17 protein-coding genes are annotated in these 19,837 nt (G+C 67.5%); 8 read left to right on the top strand and 9 right to left on the bottom strand.

Annotation, left to right across the window (positions count from 1 at the left end):
* Positions 1 to 17: 17 nt before the first annotated feature.
* Positions 18 to 512 (bottom strand): SH3 domain-containing protein, encoded by a 495-nt coding sequence (locus tag MTBUT4_RS09185; RefSeq protein ID WP_173979386.1) that lies wholly within the window; start codon positions 510 to 512, stop codon positions 18 to 20.
* Positions 513 to 676: 164 nt separating this feature from the next.
* Between MTBUT4_RS09185 and MTBUT4_RS09180 the strand changes: the two genes are divergently transcribed.
* Together MTBUT4_RS09180 and greB are read left to right on the top strand one after the other, a co-directional pair.
* The gene (locus tag MTBUT4_RS09180; protein ID WP_173979385.1) at positions 677 to 1,663 is read left to right on the top strand and encodes a D-glycerate dehydrogenase; all 987 of its coding nucleotides are present in this window, start codon (positions 677 to 679) and stop codon (positions 1,661 to 1,663) included.
* A gap of 97 nt (positions 1,664 to 1,760) precedes the next feature.
* Positions 1,761 to 2,315, top strand: a complete 555-nt coding sequence (gene greB / locus MTBUT4_RS09175) for a transcription elongation factor GreB (protein WP_173979384.1) — start codon at positions 1,761 to 1,763, stop codon at positions 2,313 to 2,315.
* A 3-nt stretch (positions 2,316 to 2,318) separates the two neighbouring features.
* On the opposite strand, the gene MTBUT4_RS09170 is transcribed toward greB, so the two are convergent.
* The 6 genes from MTBUT4_RS09170 to fliI all read right to left on the bottom strand — a co-directional run bounded on the left by MTBUT4_RS09170 (position 2,319) and on the right by fliI (position 10,161).
* Positions 2,319 to 2,687, bottom strand: a complete 369-nt coding sequence (locus MTBUT4_RS09170) for a response regulator (RefSeq protein WP_173979383.1) — start codon at positions 2,685 to 2,687, stop codon at positions 2,319 to 2,321.
* Complete coding sequence (locus tag MTBUT4_RS09165; RefSeq protein WP_173979382.1) at positions 2,687 to 5,830, bottom strand: EAL domain-containing protein; 3,144 nt, start codon at positions 5,828 to 5,830, stop codon at positions 2,687 to 2,689. Before MTBUT4_RS09165 ends, MTBUT4_RS09170 begins: the two co-directional genes overlap by 1 nt.
* A gap of 97 nt (positions 5,831 to 5,927) precedes the next feature.
* The gene (locus tag MTBUT4_RS09160) at positions 5,928 to 7,172 is read right to left on the bottom strand and encodes a NupC/NupG family nucleoside CNT transporter (protein WP_173979381.1); all 1,245 of its coding nucleotides are present in this window, start codon (positions 7,170 to 7,172) and stop codon (positions 5,928 to 5,930) included.
* The gene (locus MTBUT4_RS09155; protein ID WP_173979380.1) at positions 7,173 to 8,282 is read right to left on the bottom strand and encodes a hypothetical protein; all 1,110 of its coding nucleotides are present in this window, start codon (positions 8,280 to 8,282) and stop codon (positions 7,173 to 7,175) included.
* Positions 8,283 to 8,364: 82 nt separating this feature from the next.
* Positions 8,365 to 8,805, bottom strand: a complete 441-nt coding sequence (locus MTBUT4_RS09150; RefSeq protein ID WP_173979379.1) for a flagellar export protein FliJ — start codon at positions 8,803 to 8,805, stop codon at positions 8,365 to 8,367.
* Positions 8,806 to 8,808: 3 nt separating this feature from the next.
* Positions 8,809 to 10,161 (bottom strand): flagellar protein export ATPase FliI, encoded by a 1,353-nt coding sequence (gene fliI / locus MTBUT4_RS09145; RefSeq protein ID WP_173979378.1) that lies wholly within the window; start codon positions 10,159 to 10,161, stop codon positions 8,809 to 8,811.
* A gap of 165 nt (positions 10,162 to 10,326) precedes the next feature.
* Here fliI and ctrA point away from each other — a divergent pair, with 165 nt between their 5' ends.
* The 4 genes from ctrA to MTBUT4_RS09125 all read left to right on the top strand — a co-directional run bounded on the left by ctrA (position 10,327) and on the right by MTBUT4_RS09125 (position 14,012).
* Positions 10,327 to 11,055 carry a response regulator transcription factor CtrA gene (ctrA, locus tag MTBUT4_RS09140; protein WP_173979377.1) on the top strand — a complete coding sequence of 243 codons (729 nt, stop codon included), beginning with the start codon at positions 10,327 to 10,329 and terminating at the stop codon, positions 11,053 to 11,055.
* Between the two features lie 129 nt (positions 11,056 to 11,184).
* On the top strand, positions 11,185 to 12,552 hold the full coding sequence (locus tag MTBUT4_RS09135; RefSeq protein ID WP_173979376.1) for a glutamate--cysteine ligase: 1,368 nt from the start codon (positions 11,185 to 11,187) through the stop codon (positions 12,550 to 12,552).
* Between the two features lie 14 nt (positions 12,553 to 12,566).
* The gene (locus tag MTBUT4_RS09130) at positions 12,567 to 12,863 is read left to right on the top strand and encodes a chorismate mutase (RefSeq protein WP_173979375.1); all 297 of its coding nucleotides are present in this window, start codon (positions 12,567 to 12,569) and stop codon (positions 12,861 to 12,863) included.
* A gap of 144 nt (positions 12,864 to 13,007) precedes the next feature.
* Positions 13,008 to 14,012 carry a tetratricopeptide repeat protein gene (locus tag MTBUT4_RS09125; protein WP_173979374.1) on the top strand — a complete coding sequence of 335 codons (1,005 nt, stop codon included), beginning with the start codon at positions 13,008 to 13,010 and terminating at the stop codon, positions 14,010 to 14,012.
* Positions 14,013 to 14,019: 7 nt separating this feature from the next.
* Here the strand turns inward: MTBUT4_RS09125 and MTBUT4_RS09120 are convergent, their stop codons facing one another.
* Positions 14,020 to 15,420: a peptidoglycan-binding protein gene (locus MTBUT4_RS09120; RefSeq protein WP_173979373.1), complete on the bottom strand. Its 1,401-nt coding sequence runs from the start codon at positions 15,418 to 15,420 to the stop codon at positions 14,020 to 14,022.
* Between the two features lie 187 nt (positions 15,421 to 15,607).
* Positions 15,608 to 17,992, bottom strand: a complete 2,385-nt coding sequence (locus MTBUT4_RS09115) for a PAS domain-containing sensor histidine kinase (RefSeq protein ID WP_173979372.1) — start codon at positions 17,990 to 17,992, stop codon at positions 15,608 to 15,610.
* Between the two features lie 134 nt (positions 17,993 to 18,126).
* Between MTBUT4_RS09115 and MTBUT4_RS09110 the strand changes: the two genes are divergently transcribed.
* The gene (locus MTBUT4_RS09110) at positions 18,127 to 18,705 is read left to right on the top strand and encodes a YqaA family protein (RefSeq protein ID WP_173979371.1); all 579 of its coding nucleotides are present in this window, start codon (positions 18,127 to 18,129) and stop codon (positions 18,703 to 18,705) included.
* Between the two features lie 90 nt (positions 18,706 to 18,795).
* The coding region (locus tag MTBUT4_RS09105; protein WP_173979370.1) for a hypothetical protein at positions 18,796 to 19,837 on the top strand (1,042 nt) is incomplete at its 3' end.

Below are 19,837 nucleotides of genomic sequence, written 5' to 3'. Positions count from 1 at the left end.
GACGGGAGGGGGGAAGCCTATTCCAGCCACTCGCCCTTGTAGACGCCCCACACCTCGTCGCGGCGCAGCCAGCCCTGCAGCTGCTCCACCTCGACGCGGCAGAAGTCGCGGTTGCGCGGGCATTGCACCAGGCGGCCGAGGACGCCGGCCTCCAGCACCGCCACCGGCTCGGCGGAATCGGCGTCGGACGAGCGCAGCGAACGCGATGCCCCCATCACCACCATCATCCGCCGCCCCGACAGCATGGATTGGTGGACCCATCCCTCCGTTCCCTGCCAATCGCGTATCTTGCGCCAGGCCTCGAATTCGGCGATGACTTCGACCGGCAGCTCCTTGCGGGCGTAGATCCAGTCGATGGGATAGCGGATGCCGGGGCCGGTGCGCAGGTTGACCTCGTCCGACCGCAACGAGACGAAGCGCGGCAGCGGCAGCCCGCTGGTCTCGCCCGCCGTCGCCCCCCATGCCACGGCCAGCGCCGCCACCCCGAACACAGCCGCAACCCTCAAGCGCATACGCGATCCCAAAATGGCCTTCGCCGCAAAGCCCGCAGCGCGCATTATAGGGGGCGGATGGTCCGCCGGGTCAAGGCGGGCCGCAGACCTAAACCTTTTCTGGACAAGCCAACGCCGTCTTGCTAGGTCGTGAAGTCCATCGGGGTCCCGAGAGGAGAAAAGCAATGGCCCATAAGAAGCCCGTCATCGTCGTCACCAGGAAGCTGCCGGATGTCATCGAGACCCGGATGATGGAGCTGTTCGATACCCGGCTGAACCTCGACGATCATCCCATGAGCAAGGCCGAGCTGATCGAGGCGGTGAAGGTCGCCGACGTGCTGGTCCCCACCATCACCGACCGCATCGACGCGGCGGTGCTGTCGCAGGCGGGGCCGAACCTCAAGCTGATCGCCAATTTCGGCACCGGCGTCGATCACATCGACCTGGCCAGCGCCCGCCAGCGCGGCATCACCGTCACCAACACCCCCGGCGTGCTGACCGAGGACACCGCCGACATGACCATGGCGCTGATCCTGGCGGTGCCGCGCCGGCTGGCCGAGGGCGAGCGGCTGATGCGCTCGGGCGAGTGGAAGGGCTGGAGCCCGACCTTCATGATGGGGCACCGCATCTGGGGCAAGCGCCTGGGCATCATCGGCATGGGCCGCATCGGCCAGGCGGTGGCGCGCCGCGCCAAGGCCTTCGGCATGTCCATCCACTACCACAACCGCAAGCGCGTCCATCCCGACATCGAGGCCGAGCTGGAGGCCACCTTCTGGGAAAGCCTGGACCAGATGCTGGCGCGCATGGACGTGGTCACCATCCACTCCCCGCACACCCCGGCCACCTTCCACCTGCTGTCGGCGCGCCGGCTGCAGATGCTGCAGCCCCATGCCTATGTCATCAACACCTCGCGCGGCGAGATCGTCGATGAGAACGCGCTGACCCGCATGCTCAGCCGCGGCGAGCTGGCCGGGGCCGGCCTCGACGTGTTCGAGCACGAGCCGGCGGTCAACCCCAAGCTGCTGGGCCTGGACAACGTGGTGCTGCTGCCCCATCTGGGCTCGGCCACCCTCGAGGGCCGCGTCGATATGGGCGAGAAGGTCATCATCAACATCAAGACCTTCACCGACGGCCACAACCCGCCGGACCGCGTCCTCGCCAGCATGCTGTAGAGAAATTGTGGTTCATCACCACAAAGACACAAAGTTCACAAAGATTGGTTTCTTCGTGTTCTTTGTGCCTTTGTGGTGAATTTTTTTCAGGCAGTGCATGAGCAAGGCGTTCACCAAGGAGTCGGACGGTGACGACGACCTGCCCGAGGGCGTGTCGGCGATCCCCAAGGGCTCGCCCAACTACGTCACCCCGGCCGGTTTCCGGCGCCTGCAGGACGAGCTGCGGCAGCTGACCCGGGTCGAACGGCCCAAGGTGGTCGAGGTGGTGTCATGGGCGGCCGGCAACGGCGACCGCTCCGAGAACGGCGACTACATCTACGGCAAGAAACGCCTGCGCGAGATCGACCGCCGCATCCGCTTCCTGACCAAGCGGCTGGAGGCCGCCCGGGTGGTCGATCCGGCCGCCCAGAGCAACACCGACCAGGTGTTCTTCGGCGCCACCGTGACCTATGCCAACGGCCGCGGCGAGGAAAAGACCATCACCATCGTCGGCATCGACGATTCCGATCTGGCCCACGACAAGGTCAGCTGGATCGCGCCCGTCGCCCGTGCCCTGATGAAGGCCTACGAGGGCGATACCGTCCAGTTCCGCGCCCCCGGCGGTGTCGAGACGCTGGAAGTGCTGGAGATCCGCTACCTGGCGGCGGAATAAAGGTTAGTCCCCGCAATACCCCGCCACATCGTCCAGCAACTTGCGGATGGAGATCGGCTTGGTGATGACCTGGTCGAAGCCTTCCTTGAGGAAGCCGGCCACCGAATCGGGATCGGCGAAGGCGGTCACCGCCAGCACCGGCATGGCGGCGGTGCGCCCGTCGGCCTTGATCTGGCGCAGCAGGTCGATGCCCGACTGCTTGGGCAGCTGGATGTCCATCAGGATCAGCCTGGCGTCGCAGCCGGCCGCCAGGTCCACCAGCCCGTCACCGTCCGAGGACTTCTCGACCCGGTAGCCGGCGATGGTCAGCGCCTGCTCCAGCAGCTTCATGTTCATGGGGTTGTCTTCGCCGATCACGACGGTGCCGGCCATCAACCCACACTCCCTTTTTTCGCGTCATTGGGGCGGCCATTGGAGTCGAGCAGCGATGCCCGACCGCATCCGGCGGCGAAAGCCTCGAATTCGGCCGCCGGCAGCGGTCGCCCGATCAGGTAGCCCTGGATCTCGTCGCATCCGTGCCGGGCCAGCAGGCTGGCCTGGGAATCGGTCTCGACGCCCTCGGCAATGGTCTTCATGGACAGCGAGTGGGCCAGGGAGATGATGGCATTGGCGATGGTGCGCCCGTCCTCGTCATGGTCGAGGTCGCGCACGAAGGCGCGGTCGATCTTCACCGTGTTGACCGGGAAGCGCTTGAGGTAGGCCAGCGACGAATAGCCGGTGCCGAAATCGTCGATGGACAGCGACACCCCGAGACCGGCCAGCTGGCGCAGCAGCCGCAGGGTGCCTTCGCCGTCGATCATCAGCATGCTTTCGGTCAGTTCCAGGTCGAGGCGGCGGGCGTCGATGCGGCTGTCGGCGATCACCCCGGCGACGGTGTCGGCGAGGTCGGCCTCGCGGAACTGGCGGCCCGAGATGTTGACCCCCAGGCGGACGTGGGACAGGCCCATATCCTCCCACACCTTCAGCTTGCGGCAGGATTCCTCGAGCACCCAGCGGCCCATGCCGACGATCAGGCCGGTCTCCTCGGCGACCGGGATGAACTTGTCGGGCGCGATGATGCCCAGCTCGGGATGGCGCCAGCGGATCAGCGCCTCGGCGCCCACCAGCTGGAAGTCGGCCAGGCGCACCTGTGGCTGGTAGAACAGCTCGAAATGCCCGGCCTTCAGCGCGTCCTTCAACGACCGCTCCAGGGTCAGGCGCTCGGACACCGCGAAGGACATGGCGGCGTCGAAGAAGCCCAGCCGCTCGTCGGGGCGCTTCTTGACCTGGTGCAGCGCCATCTCGGCGTTCCTCAGGAGGTCCAGCGCATCCTCGCCGTCGCGCGGGAACACCGAGATGCCGATGTCCACCGGCAGGTTGACCTCGTTGCCCAGGATGGCGGCGGGCTTCAGCAGGCTGTCGTGAACCTGTTCGACCACCTGGGTCACCGTCGCCAGATCGGGCAGGCGGGGGACCAGCACCGCGAACTCGTCGCCGGCCAGGCGGGCGGCGGTGCCGCTCTGCGCCGCGGCACATTGGGCCAGGCGGCGCGCCGTCTCGCGCAGCAGCGCGTTGCCGACGTCGTGGCCCAGCGAATCGTTGATGGTGGTGAACCCGTCCAGATCGACGATCATCACCGCCACGTGCTGGCCGGTGCCGCGCGCCGCCGCCAGCGCTTCGCCGATGCGGTCGATCAGCAGCGAGCGGTTGGGCAGGTCGGTCAGCGAATCGTGGTTGGCGAGGTAGGCGACGCGCTGCGCCAGCTGCTTGTTCTCGGTGAGGTCGCGGATGGTGCCGGTGAACAGGCGGCGCTTGTCGATGCGCAGTTCCGAGACCGACAGGTGGACCGGGAACAGGCTGCCGTCCTTGCGCTTGGCCATGACCTCGCGCCCCGCCCCGATCAGGTTGCCGCCGCCGCCCTCGATATAGCGGGCGAGGTAGCCGTCATGGCTGCCGGCATCCGGGTCGGGCATCAGGATCGAGACGTTGGCGCCGACCAGCTCGGCCAGGGAATAGCCGAAGATACGTTCCACCGACAGGTTGGCCGAGACGATGATGCCCTGCTCGTCGATGGTGACGATGCCGTCCAGCACGGTGTCCATGATGGCGCGGATGCGATGCTCGCGCGCCGCCACCGCGCGCATGGCGGCGGTGACCTCGGTGGTGTCGCGGCCGACCAGCAGGGTGGCGCTGCGCCCGCCCTCGCGCCGCAGCAGCACCGCGTTCAGCTCGATGTCGCGGATGCGGCCGGCGAAGGTGACCACCTTCACCGGCACCGGATGCTCCTCCTCGTACAGCGCTTCCAGGCCGGCCTCGAAGATGGCGCGGTATTCGGGCTCGACGAAATCGGTGAACATCCGCCCTTCGCAGGCGCTGGGCGAGGGGGCGCGCAGCATGCCCAAGCCGGCGGCGTTGATGCGTTCGATCACCCCGTCGACGCAGACGCAGATGAGATCGGGCGACAGCTCGACCAGGTCGCGATACGAGGCCTGGTCCTTCAGCAGCGCCGATTCCAGCATCGAGACGTCGGTGATGCGGTCGATCAGCTTGAGAATCTGGCTGCCCGATCCCAGGATCGAGTTGGCGTATTCCAGGTAGCCCGGCGGGGCGATGGGCCCCAGCATCTCCGAGGCGATCATCTCGGCGAAGCCGACCACGTCGTTCAGGGGCGTGCGGATGTCGCGGCTCATGCGGGCCATGAACTCGGTCTTCGACCGGTTGGCCAGCTCGGCCTCCTCCTTGGCCTCGGCCAGGCCTTCGGCGGCCGCCCGCTCGGCGGTGATGTCGCGTGAGAACAGGGCGCAGCGGCGCTCGGCCGCCGGGCCGCCGGCCACCGCCAGGATGCGGTTGGCGAACCAGCGCACGCCGTCGCTGTCCTCGAATTCCACCGCCCGCCCGCCGGCCATGGCCTTGGCGAAGAACCGGCGGCGCTCGGTCGCCACCGAATCCGGCATCAGCGCGAAGGCATCGACGCCCGCCACCTCGTCGTCGCGCTTGCCGAACAGCTCCAGCGCCTGGGCATTGGCGGTGACGATGCGGCCCTCGGCATCCAGCAGCAAGGCGAGGTCATGGCTGGCATCCAGCAGCGCCTCGTTGGTGCGGTTGGACAGTTCCAGTGCCGCCTGCGCCTGCTGGCGGTCGATGGCGTGGCGGATGACGCGGGGCAGCAGCTCGAGCCCCGCCAGCGACTTGACCACGTAATCCTGGGCGCCGGCGCGGATGGCGTCCTGGGCGACCCGCTCGTCGTCCAGGCTGGTCAGCACCACCAGCGCGGTGCCGGGTGCCACCGCCTTGGCCTTGACCACCGATTCGATGCCGGACGCGTCGGGCAGGCCGAGATCGACCAGGATGCACTCGTAATCCGGTGATTTGGCCAGCGCCAGGCCTTCCGCCAAGGTTGGCCGGCAATCGGCCTTCCAGGGCAGCATGGCCTCGCCAAGCTTGATCTCGATCAGCCGCTGGTCGCCGGGATTGTCCTCGATCACCAACAGCCGTTTGGGCGCTGCGCCAATCATGATGGAAGAAAGATGCAGCATCGCCGCGCCGTTGTAAACGGATGGTCAACGGGCTGGGTGGCCGAAATATTCGTTTGACACCAGGGGTGCCAAAGGGGCGAGTGCCTTGTCGGCATTTCTACAGCAGCAGTCCGACCACTGCCGCGGTCATCGAGGTCGCCAGCGTTCCCGAGACCAGGGCCTTGCCGCCCAGGGCGACGATCTCGCCGCGGCGTTCGGGCGCCATGGCGGCCAGGCCGGCGATCATGATCCCCAGCGAGCCCAGATTGGCGAAGCCGCACAGCCCGTAGGTCATGACGATGCGCGAGCGCTCGGACAGCGCCTCGGCCGGCAGGCGGGCCAGCTCGAGATAGGCCAGCAGCTCGTTCAGCACCAGCTTGGTGCCCATCAGCGCCCCGGCCGTCATCATCTCGCCGGCGGGAATACCCATCAGCCAGGCCAGCGGCGCCAGCGCCACCCCCATGGCCCGCTGCAGCGACAGCGGCGCCCCGGCCATGTCGGGCAGCAAGGCGAGGCCGCTGTTGGCCAGGCTGACCAGCGCCACCAGCACCACCAGCATGGCGACGATGGCGGCCAGCAGCTGCAGCCCGTCCAGGGTGCCGCGCACCACCGCGTCCATGGCCCCGCCATAGGCGGCGTGTATGGGCTTGCCGCCGCCGGTGCGGCACTCGTCGGGGATCATCACCCGGGCCAGCATCACCGCCGCCGGCACGCTGACCAGGGTGGCGGTGAGCAGGTGGCCGACGGCGTCGGGCACCACCCCGGCCAGGAAGGTGGCGTACAGCACCAGCACGGTGCCGGCGATGGTGGCCATGCCGCCGGTCATCACCACGAACAGCTCGCCCCGCGACAGCTGGCCCATATAGGGCCGAATCAGCAGCGGCGATTCGATCATGCCCAGGAACGGCATGGCCGCCGCGCTCATGCCCACCGCGCCGCCCAGGCCGAAGGCGCGTTCCAGCACCCGCGCCACCGCCCGCACCAGCAGCGGCAGGATGCGCCAGTGATAGAGCAGCGCCGACAGCGCGCTCATGATCAGCACCAGCGGCAGCGCCTCGAAGGCCAGCACGAACGAGGCGGCGGGATTGCTGACGGCGAAGGGCGGCGCGCCGCCGCCGACATAGCCGAAGACGAACGAGGTGCCGGCCCGGGTCGCCGCCTGCAGCGCCTCGACCAGGTGGTTGAGGCCCATGAACACCGCCTTCGCCGCCGGCACCTTCAGCAGCAGCGCGGCGACCAGAACCTGACCGCCGAGTCCGGCGGCCAGCAGGCGCCACGACACCCGGCGACGGTCTTCGGAGAGCAGCACCGCGATGGCGACCAGGCCGGCCAGCCCGACCAGGCTGTGGACCAGGCCGGGCATCTATTTCGGCTGCTTGGACAGCCAGTCCAGGACGTTGGGGACCATGGCCTTGCAGGTCAGGGCGAAGGACACCATCAGCTTGTCCTTCTCCTGGCTCATGTGCAGCAGGTTATCGACCACCTGGCGCAGGATCGCCTTGGCCAGGCCGGGATGGCCCAGCACTGCCGGCGCCTTGGCGCCGAACGCCGATTTCATCGAGGTCACCAGCACCTCGGCCTTGTCGATGTTGAGGCGCTGGACCTCTTCCAGGTTCTCGGCGGCGATGTAGCACAGCACGTCGCCGTAGACCTTGGCGTTGGCCTTGTCGAGGGCGGCGACGACGTTGAAGAATTCCTTCTCGCGGGCGAAGAAGTCCCAGGCCTTCTCGCCCAGGGTCTTGCGGTAGAACTCGTACATGTCGCGGTTCCACACCGCCACGCCGGCGATGGCCTGGGGCCGGTGCACCAGGATGTCTGCGAAGTCGGGGCCGGCGGCGGCCTTGACCTTTTTCAGGATATCGGGGGGGAACTGGCCGACGGTGGCGACCGCTTCGGCACTATGCAGTGCCACGATGTCCTCGCCGATCTCGATGATCTGCGGATAGGAAAGGTGCTCGCGGTAGGCCGGCAGCAGCGCCAGCTGCCAGCCGAAGGCGATATAGCGCGACAGCTCGCGCACCTTGCGCTCCTCGACCGGGTCGTTGCCCATCTTCTGGACCTCGACCTGCTCGGTCTTCTTGATCAGGCCGAACAGGGCGGTCTTGGTCTTGGTCTCGGTGACGGTCTGCAGGGTCTTTTCCGACTCGAAGACCTTCTTGGCGCAGGTGCGGACCAGCAACTGCTGGATCTGGTTCAGCGACACCCCGCAGACCAGGGCCGCGTCGTCGTCGCGCACCGGGTCGCTGCCGTCCCTGGGCTTGACGATGTCGTCGCAGGTGGCGCGGTGGGTGGCGAAGGCAGTGACGAAGCCGGCCAGGGCATCGGGGTGGGAAATCAGGTCCTGGTAGGACAGCGCCTGATCCACCAATCCGCCTTCCTGCAGGCGGGCCAACACCTTCTTCAGGCCGTCGATGATGGCCTTCTTGGTGTCGGAATCGATATCGACCGGCGGCGGCAGGGTGGGAGTGGTCATCGCGAAACCATTCTGTCAACCGAAGTGTAGGTTTACCGCGTCGCCCCCGGCAAGGCAACCGCGCCGCGCTGGTTCCCGCCACTCAATCGTTGGCGGTCATGTCCTTGCGGCGGAACTGGGTGAGGCCGACCTCGTCGAGGAAGATCTGGTCCTTGCGGTCCGCCTCCTCGCGTTCGCGCTTCTCGCGATTGGCCTGGGTGATTTCGTAGGTCTTGAGTTCGCGGTAGGCGCCGGCCAGTTCGTCGCGGGCCGCCTCGATCTGGCCCCGCACCAGGGCCAGCGAGCGTTCGCAATCGTCGCGGTGGTTCATCCAGGCGCGCTGGTAGGCGCCGTAGATGAAGCCGACGCCGGTGGAATCGGCGCCGGCGATGCGCTGTTCCTCGACCAGCTGGTCCTGCTGGTGGGCGATCTCGCCCAGGATCTCGTCCTCGCGCGCCTGCAGCGCGGTGAGTGCCCGGCGCTTCTCGTCGACGGCGAACTTGGACAGCCGGATCAGCGTCTTGATGCCCTTCGAACCGGCCATCGCCTAGCGCCCCCCCATGCCGTCGCCCTCGAACGGCATGGCCAGGATCTGGGCCAGGGCGGCGTAGCAGTCGCGTAACGACGTGGCGTCGGTCTTGGATTGGCCGAGGAAGGCCTCGATCAGGGGATAATAGTGCATGGCCTCGTCCACCGCCGGATCGGTGCCGCGGCGATAGGCGCCCAGGCGGATCAGCTCGGCCATGTCCTCGTAGGTGGCGAGCAGGCGCCGGGCCCGGCTGATCAGGGCGTTCTCCTCGGCATTGTTGCAGCCGGGCATGGTGCGCGACACCGAGCGCAGGATGTTGACCGCCGGATAGCGGCCCCGGTCGGCAATGGCGCGATCGAGCACCAGATGGCCGTCGAGGATGCCGCGCACCGCGTCGGCGATGGGCTCGTTGTGGTCGTCGCCGTCCACCAGCACGGTGAACAGGCCGGTGATGGAGCCCTTGGCGGTGCCCGGCCCGGCCCGCTCCAGCAGGCGCGGCAGCTCGGCGAAGACGGTGGGGGTGTAGCCCTTCGAGGCCGGCGGCTCGCCCGCCGACAGGCTGATCTCGCGCTGGGCCATGGCGAAGCGGGTGACCGAATCCATCATGCACAGCACGTCCAGACCCTGGTCGCGGAAGAATTCCGCCACCGACAGGGTGAGATAGGCGGCCTGGCGGCGCATCAGCGGGCTTTCGTCCGAGGTCGAGACCACCACCACCGAGCGCTTCATGCCCTCGGGCCCGAGATCGTCCTCGATGAACTCGCGCGCCTCGCGGCCGCGTTCGCCGATCAGCCCGATCACCGAGACGTCGCAGCTGGTGTTGCGCGCCATCATCGACAGGATCGACGACTTGCCGACGCCCGAGCCGGCGAAGATGCCCATGCGCTGGCCGCGGCACATGGTGAGGAAGGCGTTGACCGAGCGCACCCCCAGATCGACCTTGCCGGCCACCCGCTGGCGGGCGTGGGCCGAGGGCGGCCGCGCCCGGATGGGATAGGCGAGATCGCCCATGGGCAGCCCGCCCAATCCGTCCACCGGCTGGCCGAAGGCGTTGACCACCCGGCCCAGCCAATGGCGGTCGGGATAGATCACCGGCTCCGAATCCTGGACCTCGGTGCGGCAGCCCAGGCCGATTCCGTCGATGGCGACGAACGGCATCAGGAGGGCGCGGCCCTGGCGGAAGCCCACCACCTCGCACGGCACCGGCCGGCCGTCGCGGGCGATGACGTTGCAGCGGTCGCCCACCGACAGCTGGCGCTGCACGCCGCCGGCCTCGATCAGCATGCCCTGGACCCCGGCCACCCGGCCGTAGACCTGGATGCCGTTCAGCCGGTCGAGGTCGCCGACCAGATTACGCACGAGGAACTTCAACCCGCACTCTCCAAGTCATGACCGAAAGGACGGGGCGCCGCATCCTTGGGATGAGAGACCATCCCTAATCGTGACCCTCGGGATTGCCGGGCGCCTTGAAGTCGCCACGATACCCCCTTATGGTTACCACATCCTCAATACGCGGGCTGAAACGGGATACCCACGATGCGAGTGCTGGTAGTCGAGGACGACCGGACGATGGCCCAAGTCATCGAGACCATGCTGAAGGCCGAGGGAATGGTGGTCGATGCCACCGCGCTCGGCGAGGACGGTCTCGAGATCGGCAAGCTGTACGACTACGACATCATCCTGCTCGACCTGATGCTGCCCGACATGGACGGCTACGAGGTGCTGCGCCGGCTGCGCGCCGCCCGGGTCGAGACGCCGGTGCTCATCCTGTCGGGCCTGACCGAGCCGGACAAGAAGATCAAGGGCCTGGGCTTCGGCGCCGACGACTACCTGACCAAGCCCTTCGACCGCGGCGAGCTGGTGGCCCGCATCCAGGCCATCGTGCGCCGCTCGAAGGGTCATGCGCAATCCATCATCAAGACCGGCAAGCTGGCGGTGAACCTGGACCAGCGCACCGTCGAGGTCGAGGCCGAGCCGCTGCACCTGACCGCCAAGGAATACGGCATCCTGGAACTGCTGTCCCTGCGCAAGGGCCAGACCCTGACCAAGGAGCAGTTCCTCAACCATCTTTACGGCGGCATCGACGAGCCGGAGCTGAAGATCATCGACGTCTTCATCTGCAAGCTCCGGAAGAAGCTGGCGGCGGCCACCGGCGGCGACAGCTACATCGAGACGGTGTGGGGCCGCGGCTACGTGCTGCGCGACCCCGAGGGCGCCCCCGCCCGCGGCGGCGCCGGCGGCGAAAACCACCTCGCCGCCCACTGAGCCGGGCTGCCACCAAAGGGTGCGGCCACGAAATCGAGACCACGAAATCGAGGCTTGACGCTGCTTGCCTGACGGCGTTTGCTACCGGGGCTTCCGTCCCAGGCTGAACCCGTTGCGAGGCCAGGCCCCATGTCCGCACCCGCCAAGCCGAGCAGCGAGCCGATCACCTCGAAGCGGCAGCTCGTCGAACACCTCGAATCCGGCTGCAAGCCGGATTCCGCCTGGCGCATCGGCACCGAGCACGAGAAGTTCGTCTACGCCCTGGACGACCTGCGCCCGCCGCCCTACGAGGGTGAGCGCGGCATCGGCGCGCTGCTGGACGGGCTCACCCGCTTCGGCTGGCAGCCGGTGGCCGAGGGCGGCCACGTCATCGCCCTGACCGATGCCACCGGCGCCTCGGTGACGCTGGAGCCGGGCGGGCAGCTGGAACTGTCCGGCGCGCCGCTGGAGACCATCCATCAGGTCTGCCAGGAAACCTACACCCACCTGAAGCAGGTCAAGCAGGTGGCGGCGCGGCTGAAGGTCGGCATCCTGGGCGTGGGCTTCCAGCCCAAATGGCGGCGCGAGGACATCCCGTGGATGCCCAAGGGGCGCTACGCCATCATGCGCGACTACATGCCCAAGCGCGGCACCAAGGGCCTGGACATGATGCTGCGCACCTGCACCGTGCAGGTCAACCTGGACCATTCGTCCGAAGCCGACATGGTGAAGAAGTTCCGCGTGTCGCTGGCGCTGCAGCCGCTGGCCACGGCCCTGTTCGCCAGTTCGCCCTTCGTCGAGGGCAAGCCCTCGGGGCTGCTGTCGGGCCGCTCGGACGTGTGGACCGACACCGATCCCGACCGCTGCGGCATGCTGCCCTTCGTGTTCGAGGACGGCTTCGGCTTCGAGCGCTACGTCGACTGGATGCTCGACGTGCCCATGTACTTCGTCTACCGGGATGGCCGCTACATCGACGCCTCGGGCCAGTCGTTCCGCGACTTCATGGCCGGGCGGCTGCCGGCGCTGCCGGGCGAGCTGCCGACCATCGGCGACTGGAACGACCACCTGACCACCGCCTTCCCCGAGGTGCGCCTGAAGAAGTACCTGGAGATGCGCGGTGCCGATGGCGGGCCGTGGCGGCGCATCTGCGCCCTGCCGGCCTTCTGGGTCGGGCTGCTCTACGACCAGGGCGCGCTGGACGCCGCCTGGGACCTGGTCAAGGACTGGACGCTGCCGGAACGCGAGGCGCTGCGCGCCGACGTCCCCCGCCTGGGGCTTAAGGCCAGCGTGCGCGGGCGCAGCCTGCAGGATATCGGCATCGAGGTGCTGGCCCTGTCGGCCGAGGGATTGCGCCGCCGCCACCGGCTCAACGATTCCGGCCGCGACGAATCCATCTTCCTGGAAACCCTGATGGCCATCGCCCAGTCGGGCCGCACCGCCGCCGAGGAGATGCTGGAATCCTATCACGGCCGCTGGCAGGGCAGCGTCGACCCGCTGTTCGCCGAATACGCGTATTGATGACGGAGCATCCCATGACCCAATGCAGCAGCCTGGCCGAGGTGCGCGAGCATATCGACCGCCTGGACCGCCGCATCGTCCCCCTGCTCGCCGAGCGCGCCGGCTATGTCGCCCAGGCCGCCGGCTTCAAGCCGGACAAGGCGGCGGTGGTGGACACCGACCGCATCGAACAGATCGTCCTGAAGGTCCGCCACCTGGCCAACGAGGAAGGCATGGACCCCGATCTGATCGAACACATCTACCGCGCCATGATCGAGGCCTACATCGTGTTCGAGGCCAAGGAATACACCAGGCTGCACGCCGAGGGGTGACGCTTTCCGCACCCCCTCCCCCCTTGTGGGGGAGGGCCGGGGTGGGGGGTGAACCGCGTCGGCGGTCAAGGGTGTCCCATCCCCCGCCCTTGCATCCCGGACCGCTTGCTGAGACCATTGCTACGTCCGAGCAAGAGGATTGTCGTGACCTGGTTGCGCCCCGCCGTACTGCTGTGCCTTGTTGCCCTGGCCCCCATGGCCTGGGCCGCCGAGCCTGGCACCCCGCCCCCCAATGGTGACTTGAAGAGCCTGCCGTTGCCGGAATGGCAGAGCGGCTGGTTCGAGGCCCTGCATTCGGGGAACTGCCCCGAGGCCGAGCGGCTTCTGGCCGATGGCCGCCAGGGGAACGCCGCCGCCGCGGATACCATGGAGGCCGTCATGACCCGCGACGGGCTGTGCCGGCCCGCCGATCCCGACCGGGCCGAGGCGCTGTTCCAGCGCGCCATCCGGCAGCGCTACATTCCGGCCATGTGGGGACTGGCGTGGGGCTATCTCGGCCACGGCCTGCCGGCCGACGAGACCAAGGCGCGCTGGTGGTACCAGGCGGCCATCCTGCGTTGGTTCACCGATCCGAAAGTGGGCCATGCCGACAAAGAACTCGTGGAGACCCTTTTCTACTTCTCGCTGGACACAGCCCCTCCGGACTGGTGGAACGGGGAGGAGTTCCTGCGCTTCATGGAGATGTCCATCCGGAGTGAGGCCATGGCGGACTATGCCGACCGCATCGAGGCCGGCAACGGCTTCCTGCCCGACCCGCAGGCGGCCTGCCTGTGGCGGATCGAAGCGGTCGAATTCGGCTCGTCCGAGGCGGCGGTGGCGCTGGGGGATCAATTGCTGCAGGGACGCGGCGTCCCCGCCCGGCCCGACCGCGCCGCTTATTGGTGGAACCGGCGTGCACACCCGCCCGCCATGGCGCGGCTGGGGGCGCTGTTGATCGACGGGGCGGAGGGCGTTCCCGCCGACCCGCGCGCCGCCCTTATTTTGTTGGCGCACGCCAAACGTCGTGGAGAGGCGGTGGATGATCAGCTGCGTCAGGCGGCGACCAGCGCCGGTCGCCAGCCCGTAATCACCTCCGCCCTCCTGAAGGAAAAGGAATTCCTTACCGATCCGCCATGGAACCGTCCCGACGAGATGGATTGCTGGGAATAGCGTCTGCCTATTCTTTCGGTGAAGGCTTCTTGCCGTTACCATTTTGGCATTCTTCGTAGGCTTGAGCCACTTCGTCCATGCCGGACTGGGCGTCTTCAAGGACTAAATCCGCTTCTGCTTTAGTTTTAATTAGGGCATCCCGCTGTTTTTCAAGCTCATCGAGCTTGGGTTTGAGTTCGGAACGCAAATACTCCCTGGCCGTTGCAGAGCCTTTTGCAGCACCAATGCCTTGACTAATGAGGTTTCCCGCGCTAATAATTCTTCCTAGCGGCCCAAGAATTGGGAACGGTACTATTTTTCCCTCTGCCCATCCCTTGGCCCCGCCTTCAAAGGCCAAGCGTTTCGCATCATCGATCTGCTGGCGAACCTCCGCGATTTCGGCTTCGACCTGGTCCAGTTCATCCTGAATGCGCTGAACTTCTTCCTGGGCGGCATCCCGTTCGGCCTGGGCCGCCATGAATGCGTCGAACAGGTCCTGGCAGTCGGGCTCGTCAGGATCCTCCGGTTGCTTCGGGCCGGAGGGCGGCTGCTCCGGCGGGGGATTGGACGGCTGATCGGGGCCCGGTTCCGGTGCCGGCTCCGGTGCGGGCTCCGGCGCCGGTTCATCGGCGAGCATGCGGAAGAGCGGCGCTCCGCTATCGTCGGCCAAATCGGAATTCCTCACCCCGACCGGGCGGGTGTTGGGCATTGCCCCGAACAACTCGGCGTTCTGCTCCGGCGTCAGGCCCTTGGCGATACCGTGCAGGATCTGGTCGGCGCGGTCGCGACCAGACGCGTGGTTCACCTTTTCTGCCAGGTCCCAGATGGTGGGCTTGGCCGCGCTTCCCGCCTGCCGGTAGAAGCTGGAATAGATGTCCGGCACCGAGCCGTTGACGGAACTCCTGGTCAGTGCGCCTGCGCTGTCGTCGTTGAAGGCGAGGGTGGTCTCATCCAGGTCCGCCGGTTGCCGCGGGCCGAAAAAGGATAGGCGCGCCGGCCGCAGATTCAGGATGCCGGGCTCGCCCTGGGCGATCCTGGACTGGTGATCCTCGACCTCCGCCGGCGTGGGCGGGGTGTAGTCGGAGAGAAGGCCGCCGACACTCTGCCTCAGGCTGGAGATGGTCGGCCCTCCGGGATTCAGGATGCCGTCCTGCTTGAGTTTGTTGGCAGCCTGGTAGCTCTTGACCCCGTTCTCCAACCCCAGCCCGAAATACCCGGTGGGGCCGCCCATCTTGGCCAAATCGAAGTGATCGGTGTTGCCCAGCGCGGCCTCGACCTTGATGACGTCCTGGGGACGATTGGCTTGGCCGGGACCAACCGAGCCATAGAGATCGAAGAACCCACCTCCCGCCCGGTCACCGGTCCATTGCGTCTGAAGTTGCGACAGGAGCGAAGAACGCGAGGAGCTCGCGAATGGCTGCTTGTACATGGTATGTTCCTTCCTGCGTCCAAAAAATGGCCGCTCCGCGAGCTGCCGCCGGGGTCGGAATTTAGCCGAGCGCCCCGTGAATGTCAAGGTTATTTACCTAGACAAGGATCTTTTACCTATTTCAGGGCGGTGACACCTTCCTTGCGATGGTCTCGATGACGGGTGGCATGACCCGCCCCGCACATCCTCACACCCCCACCGGCAGCCTGATGGTCACCGTGGTGCCCTGGCCGGCGAGGCTTTTCAGCTCGACTCGGCCGCCGTGCAGTTCGACGAAGCGGCGCACCAGCGCCAGGCCCAGGCCGGCGCCGCCCTGGCCGGTGTCGGGGGCGGTGCGGACGAAGCTGTCGAACACCCGGGCCTGGTCTTCGGGCGAGATGCCGGGGCCGGAATCGGTGACGGTCAGGATCACCTCGGCGCCGTCGCGCGCCGCTCCCACGGTGATGGCGCCGCCATTGGGGGTGAACTTCACCGCGTTGCCGACCAGGTTGAACATCACCTGCTTGAGGCGGCGCTGATCGGCGACGATCCAGCCGATGTCCAGCGGGCAGGCGAAGTCCAGGGTCAGCTTCTTCTCGCGCACCCGCTCGCGCACCAGCCCCAGCACCGACGACAGCAGCGGGTGCAGGTCGACCGAATCCAGCTCCAGGGTCATCTGCCCGGCCTCGATGGCGGCCAGGTCGAGGATGTCCGAGACCAGCGCCTTCAGCGCCTGGCCGGCATCGCCGATGCCCTTGACGTAATCGTGCTGGCGCTTCGACAGCTTGCCGAAATACTCCGCCGACAGCATCTCGGCGAAGCCGATGACGGTGGTCAGCGGCTTGGCCACCTCGGCCGAGACGTTGGCGATGAATTCGCTCTTCAGGGTGTCGGCGGCGGCCAGCGCCTCGTTGCGCTCGATCAGGGCGCGTTCGACCCGGGCGGTATCGGTGACGTCGAGGAAGGTGAGCAGGATGGCGCCGTCGGGCAGCGGCACCGAGGTGCAGGCCAGGATGGCGCCGTCCTGGCGGTCGAGGCGGCCGTCGGTGGAGGCGCGGTCGCCGACCAGCCGCACCAGCCGCTCGCGCGCCGCCGGCCAGGTCGAGGCGCGGTCGGGCCGGCCTTCGAAGAACGGCTTCAGGCGCTCGACGATCTCCGAGGCATGGGGCTCGCCGGCCAGGTCCTCCGGCGTCAGGTCCCAGATCCGCCCGAAGGCCGGGTTGGACAGCTTCAGCCGGCCGTCGCCGCCGAACACCGCGATGCCTTCGTGCAGGTGGTCCAGGGTCTCGCGCTGCACCGCCATGGCGGTGTTGAACGAGCGTTCCAGCGCCAGGGTGTCGGTGACGTCCTCGTAGGTGAAGATCAGCCCGCCATAGGGGTGCGGCGACACCAGCCGGCGCAGGGTGCGGCCGTCGGGCAGGTGCATCAGCGTCTCGATGGGGTCGATCAGCGAGATGAAGCGCTTCAGCTCCTCTTCCTTGTAGGCGCGGTAATCGGCGGCCTCGGGCAGCAGGCGGCGCTCGCGCAGGGCGTCCATCACCGCCCCGTAGGTGGGCTGCGAGCCAAGCCATTCGCGGTCCAGGCGCCACAGCCGGGCGAAGGCGGTGTTGAAGAAGGCCAGCCTGGTGTCGGTGGTGAAGATGGCGATGGCGGTGGCCAGGCGCTCCAGCACCTCGGCCTGGGCGCTGACGTGGTGGTCCAGCTCGGCGCGCAGCTCCTCGACCCGGGTCTGGTCGTGGATCAGGCCGGCGGTGAGCAGGGTGTCGCCGACCGAGACCGGCACCTCGGTCACCTGCACCAGCCGGCGCTCGCCGCCCAGCACCAGGTGGAAGCTTTCCGAGCGGGGTTCCCCGGCGGCGCGGGCGCGGGCGGCCAGGGCGCGGGCCTCGCGCACCAGGGCGTCGGGGGCCAGCTCGACCTGGGCGTGCACCACCGCCTCGGGTCCGGCGGCATCGACGGCGGCGGCGTAGGCGCGGTTGACCGCCAGCAGCGACAAATCCTCGTCGCGCAGCCACACCGGCATGGGCAGGGCGTCGATCAGCGCCTTGAGATAGGCGGTGTCCGCAGCCAGAGCCTGCAGCGAGCGGGCGAGGTCATCGACCACCGAGGCGCCCTCGCTGACGTCGCGCATCCACACCAGGTCGGCGAGGACCTCGCCATCGGGGCCGACGGCGCGGACGCCGAGGACGCGGACCTTGCGCTCGCCGGCGGCCAGGGCGTACTCGCCCTCGAAGCCGTCGCCCTCGCTGCGCAGGCGCTCCACCGCGTTCTCCAGGGCCAGCCCGTCCTCGGGCGCGAAGGCGGCGATCACCTCGGCGAAGTCCGAATCCAGCCCGCGCGGCAGGCCGAGCAGCACCGCCAGCCGGCGCGAGCAGCTTTCCGGCCCGGCCGCCGACCAGCAATAGAAGCCGTCGGGGCTGGTGGCCAGGCATTCCAGCAGGCCCCGGGCCTCGGCCCGCGACGCGGCGGCGCGCGACGCCAGCTTGCCCAGCCGCCAGCGCTGCCACGCCACCACCGGCAGCAAGGCCGCCAGCGCCAGCGCCGCGCCGATGCCCAGCGCGACGGCATCGAACCAGGGCAGACCGTCCCCCATTCCACCTCCCTTCCGCGTCCGGGGAGAGTGCAGCCAGGGCGGCCAAAAGACAAGGCGTCAGCAACACCCATTCGGGTTGCCGGGACCGCGGACGGCTGCTACACCTCGCCCGGACCTCGGGTGGAGCGGAACGGATGCTGCAGAAGAGCTACGACTGGGTGATGGACAAGGCCGGGCATCGCCACGCCATCTGGTGGCTGGCGGCGATCTCGTTCATGGAAAGCTCGTTCTTTCCCATCCCGCCCGACGTCATGCTGATCCCGCTGATCCTGGCCGCCCCGACCCGCTGGTTCCGCATCGCCCTGGTCTGCACCCTGTCCTCGGTGGTGGGCGGCTATTTCGGCTACGCCATCGGCTATTTCTTCATGGATACCGTGGGCATGGCCATCCTGGCCGCCTTCCACCTGACCGAGAAGTTCGCCGCCTTCAAGCCGCTGGTCGACGAATACGGCGCCTGGGTGATCATCGTCAAAGGCGCCACCCCCATCCCCTACAAACTGATCACCATCGCCGCCGGCGCCTTCCACTTCGACCTGGCGGAATTCACCTTCGCCAGCTTCATCGCCCGGGCCATGCGCTTCTTCCTGGTCGCCGCCCTGCTGTGGAAATTCGGCCCCCCCATCCGCGACTTCGTGGAAAAGCGCCTTAAGCTGGTGATGACCGCCATGGTGCTGCTGATCGTGGCGGGATTCGCGGTGGTGAAGCTGCTTTAGTGTATACAATTAAAACGTTATGACTCCTGCGTGACTCTATGAGCATTTGCGTATTATCGTATCGACGCGCTCCACCAATGGGCTATGTCGATGGATGTATCAATCGCAAATGAGACGCTCACTGAGTACATTCAGTTCTCGGAGCGCGACACTCTCGCCGATGTGCAACGCGGTGAGGAGGATGGCCGCCGGGAATTCCCCCCGTCGCACCAGACCGGCTTCTCCCCGCATGAACTGGGTCGTATCAACGAGGCTCGCGCCGCGCTGAACCGATACACGTTGCGCCTGCGGGAGGCCTTCGATCACATCGATGAGGAGATGACCTCCCTCACGGTCGAACGCGAGACGGAATACGTCAGCCGCAAGGATGCGCTCGTCGATCAGAAGAACTCGGCCCTGGTGCATCTCAAGCAGACCCGGGGGCCGACCTCGGTCCAGTGGCGCTCGGTGGCGAGCAAGGTCGCCGAGGCCGTCCGCGGTTACCAGGAGCAGGAATTCCGGACGGGCCGCCCGCCCAGGGTGGCCTTTGCCAATCCGCTGTTCGGCCATCGGCTGCCATGGCTGACAGTGTACACCGCCATTCTCAGCGGCCTGGCAATCCTGGAAATGCCCATCAACCAGGTCGCCGTCAGGATGGTCCTGGAATTCTCGGAATTGGTGTCCTACGTGGTGGCGCTGTTCATCGGCGTCACCTTCGTGATGTTCGCCCACTTCCTCGGAATTCAGATCAATCGGGCATCGTACCGCCACTCGCAACGGCGGGCGATGAACGTGGTCGCGTCGGTGATCATCCTTCTGCTCGCCATGATCCTGATCTTCGTGCTCTACAAGATGCGCGGTCAGGTGGTCGAACTGAACGCCACCGGATTGTCGGCCAATGCATTCCGCACCCAGGCGGCAGCGCCACAATCGGTCAATTGGCTGTCCGGCCTGTGGCAGTCCCTGCTCGACATTTTGCCCTGGGCCGGCCCTGCCCAGCTCGGCACCGCCAAATACGCCCAATTCGGCTTGCTGCTTCTGAACGTCATGGTGTTCGGCACCGGGACCCTGTTTTCGATCGGGCGCCATGACCCGGACCAGGATCTGGAGCGCGGCTGGGAAGGGCGTCAGGCGGCGGAACGCGAGCGCAACG

The sequence above is a fragment of the Magnetospirillum sp. UT-4 genome (assembly GCF_902729435.1).
GTDB lineage: Bacteria > Pseudomonadota > Alphaproteobacteria > Rhodospirillales > Magnetospirillaceae > Magnetospirillum.
This window is presented reverse-complemented; position numbering and strand designations above follow the sequence as displayed.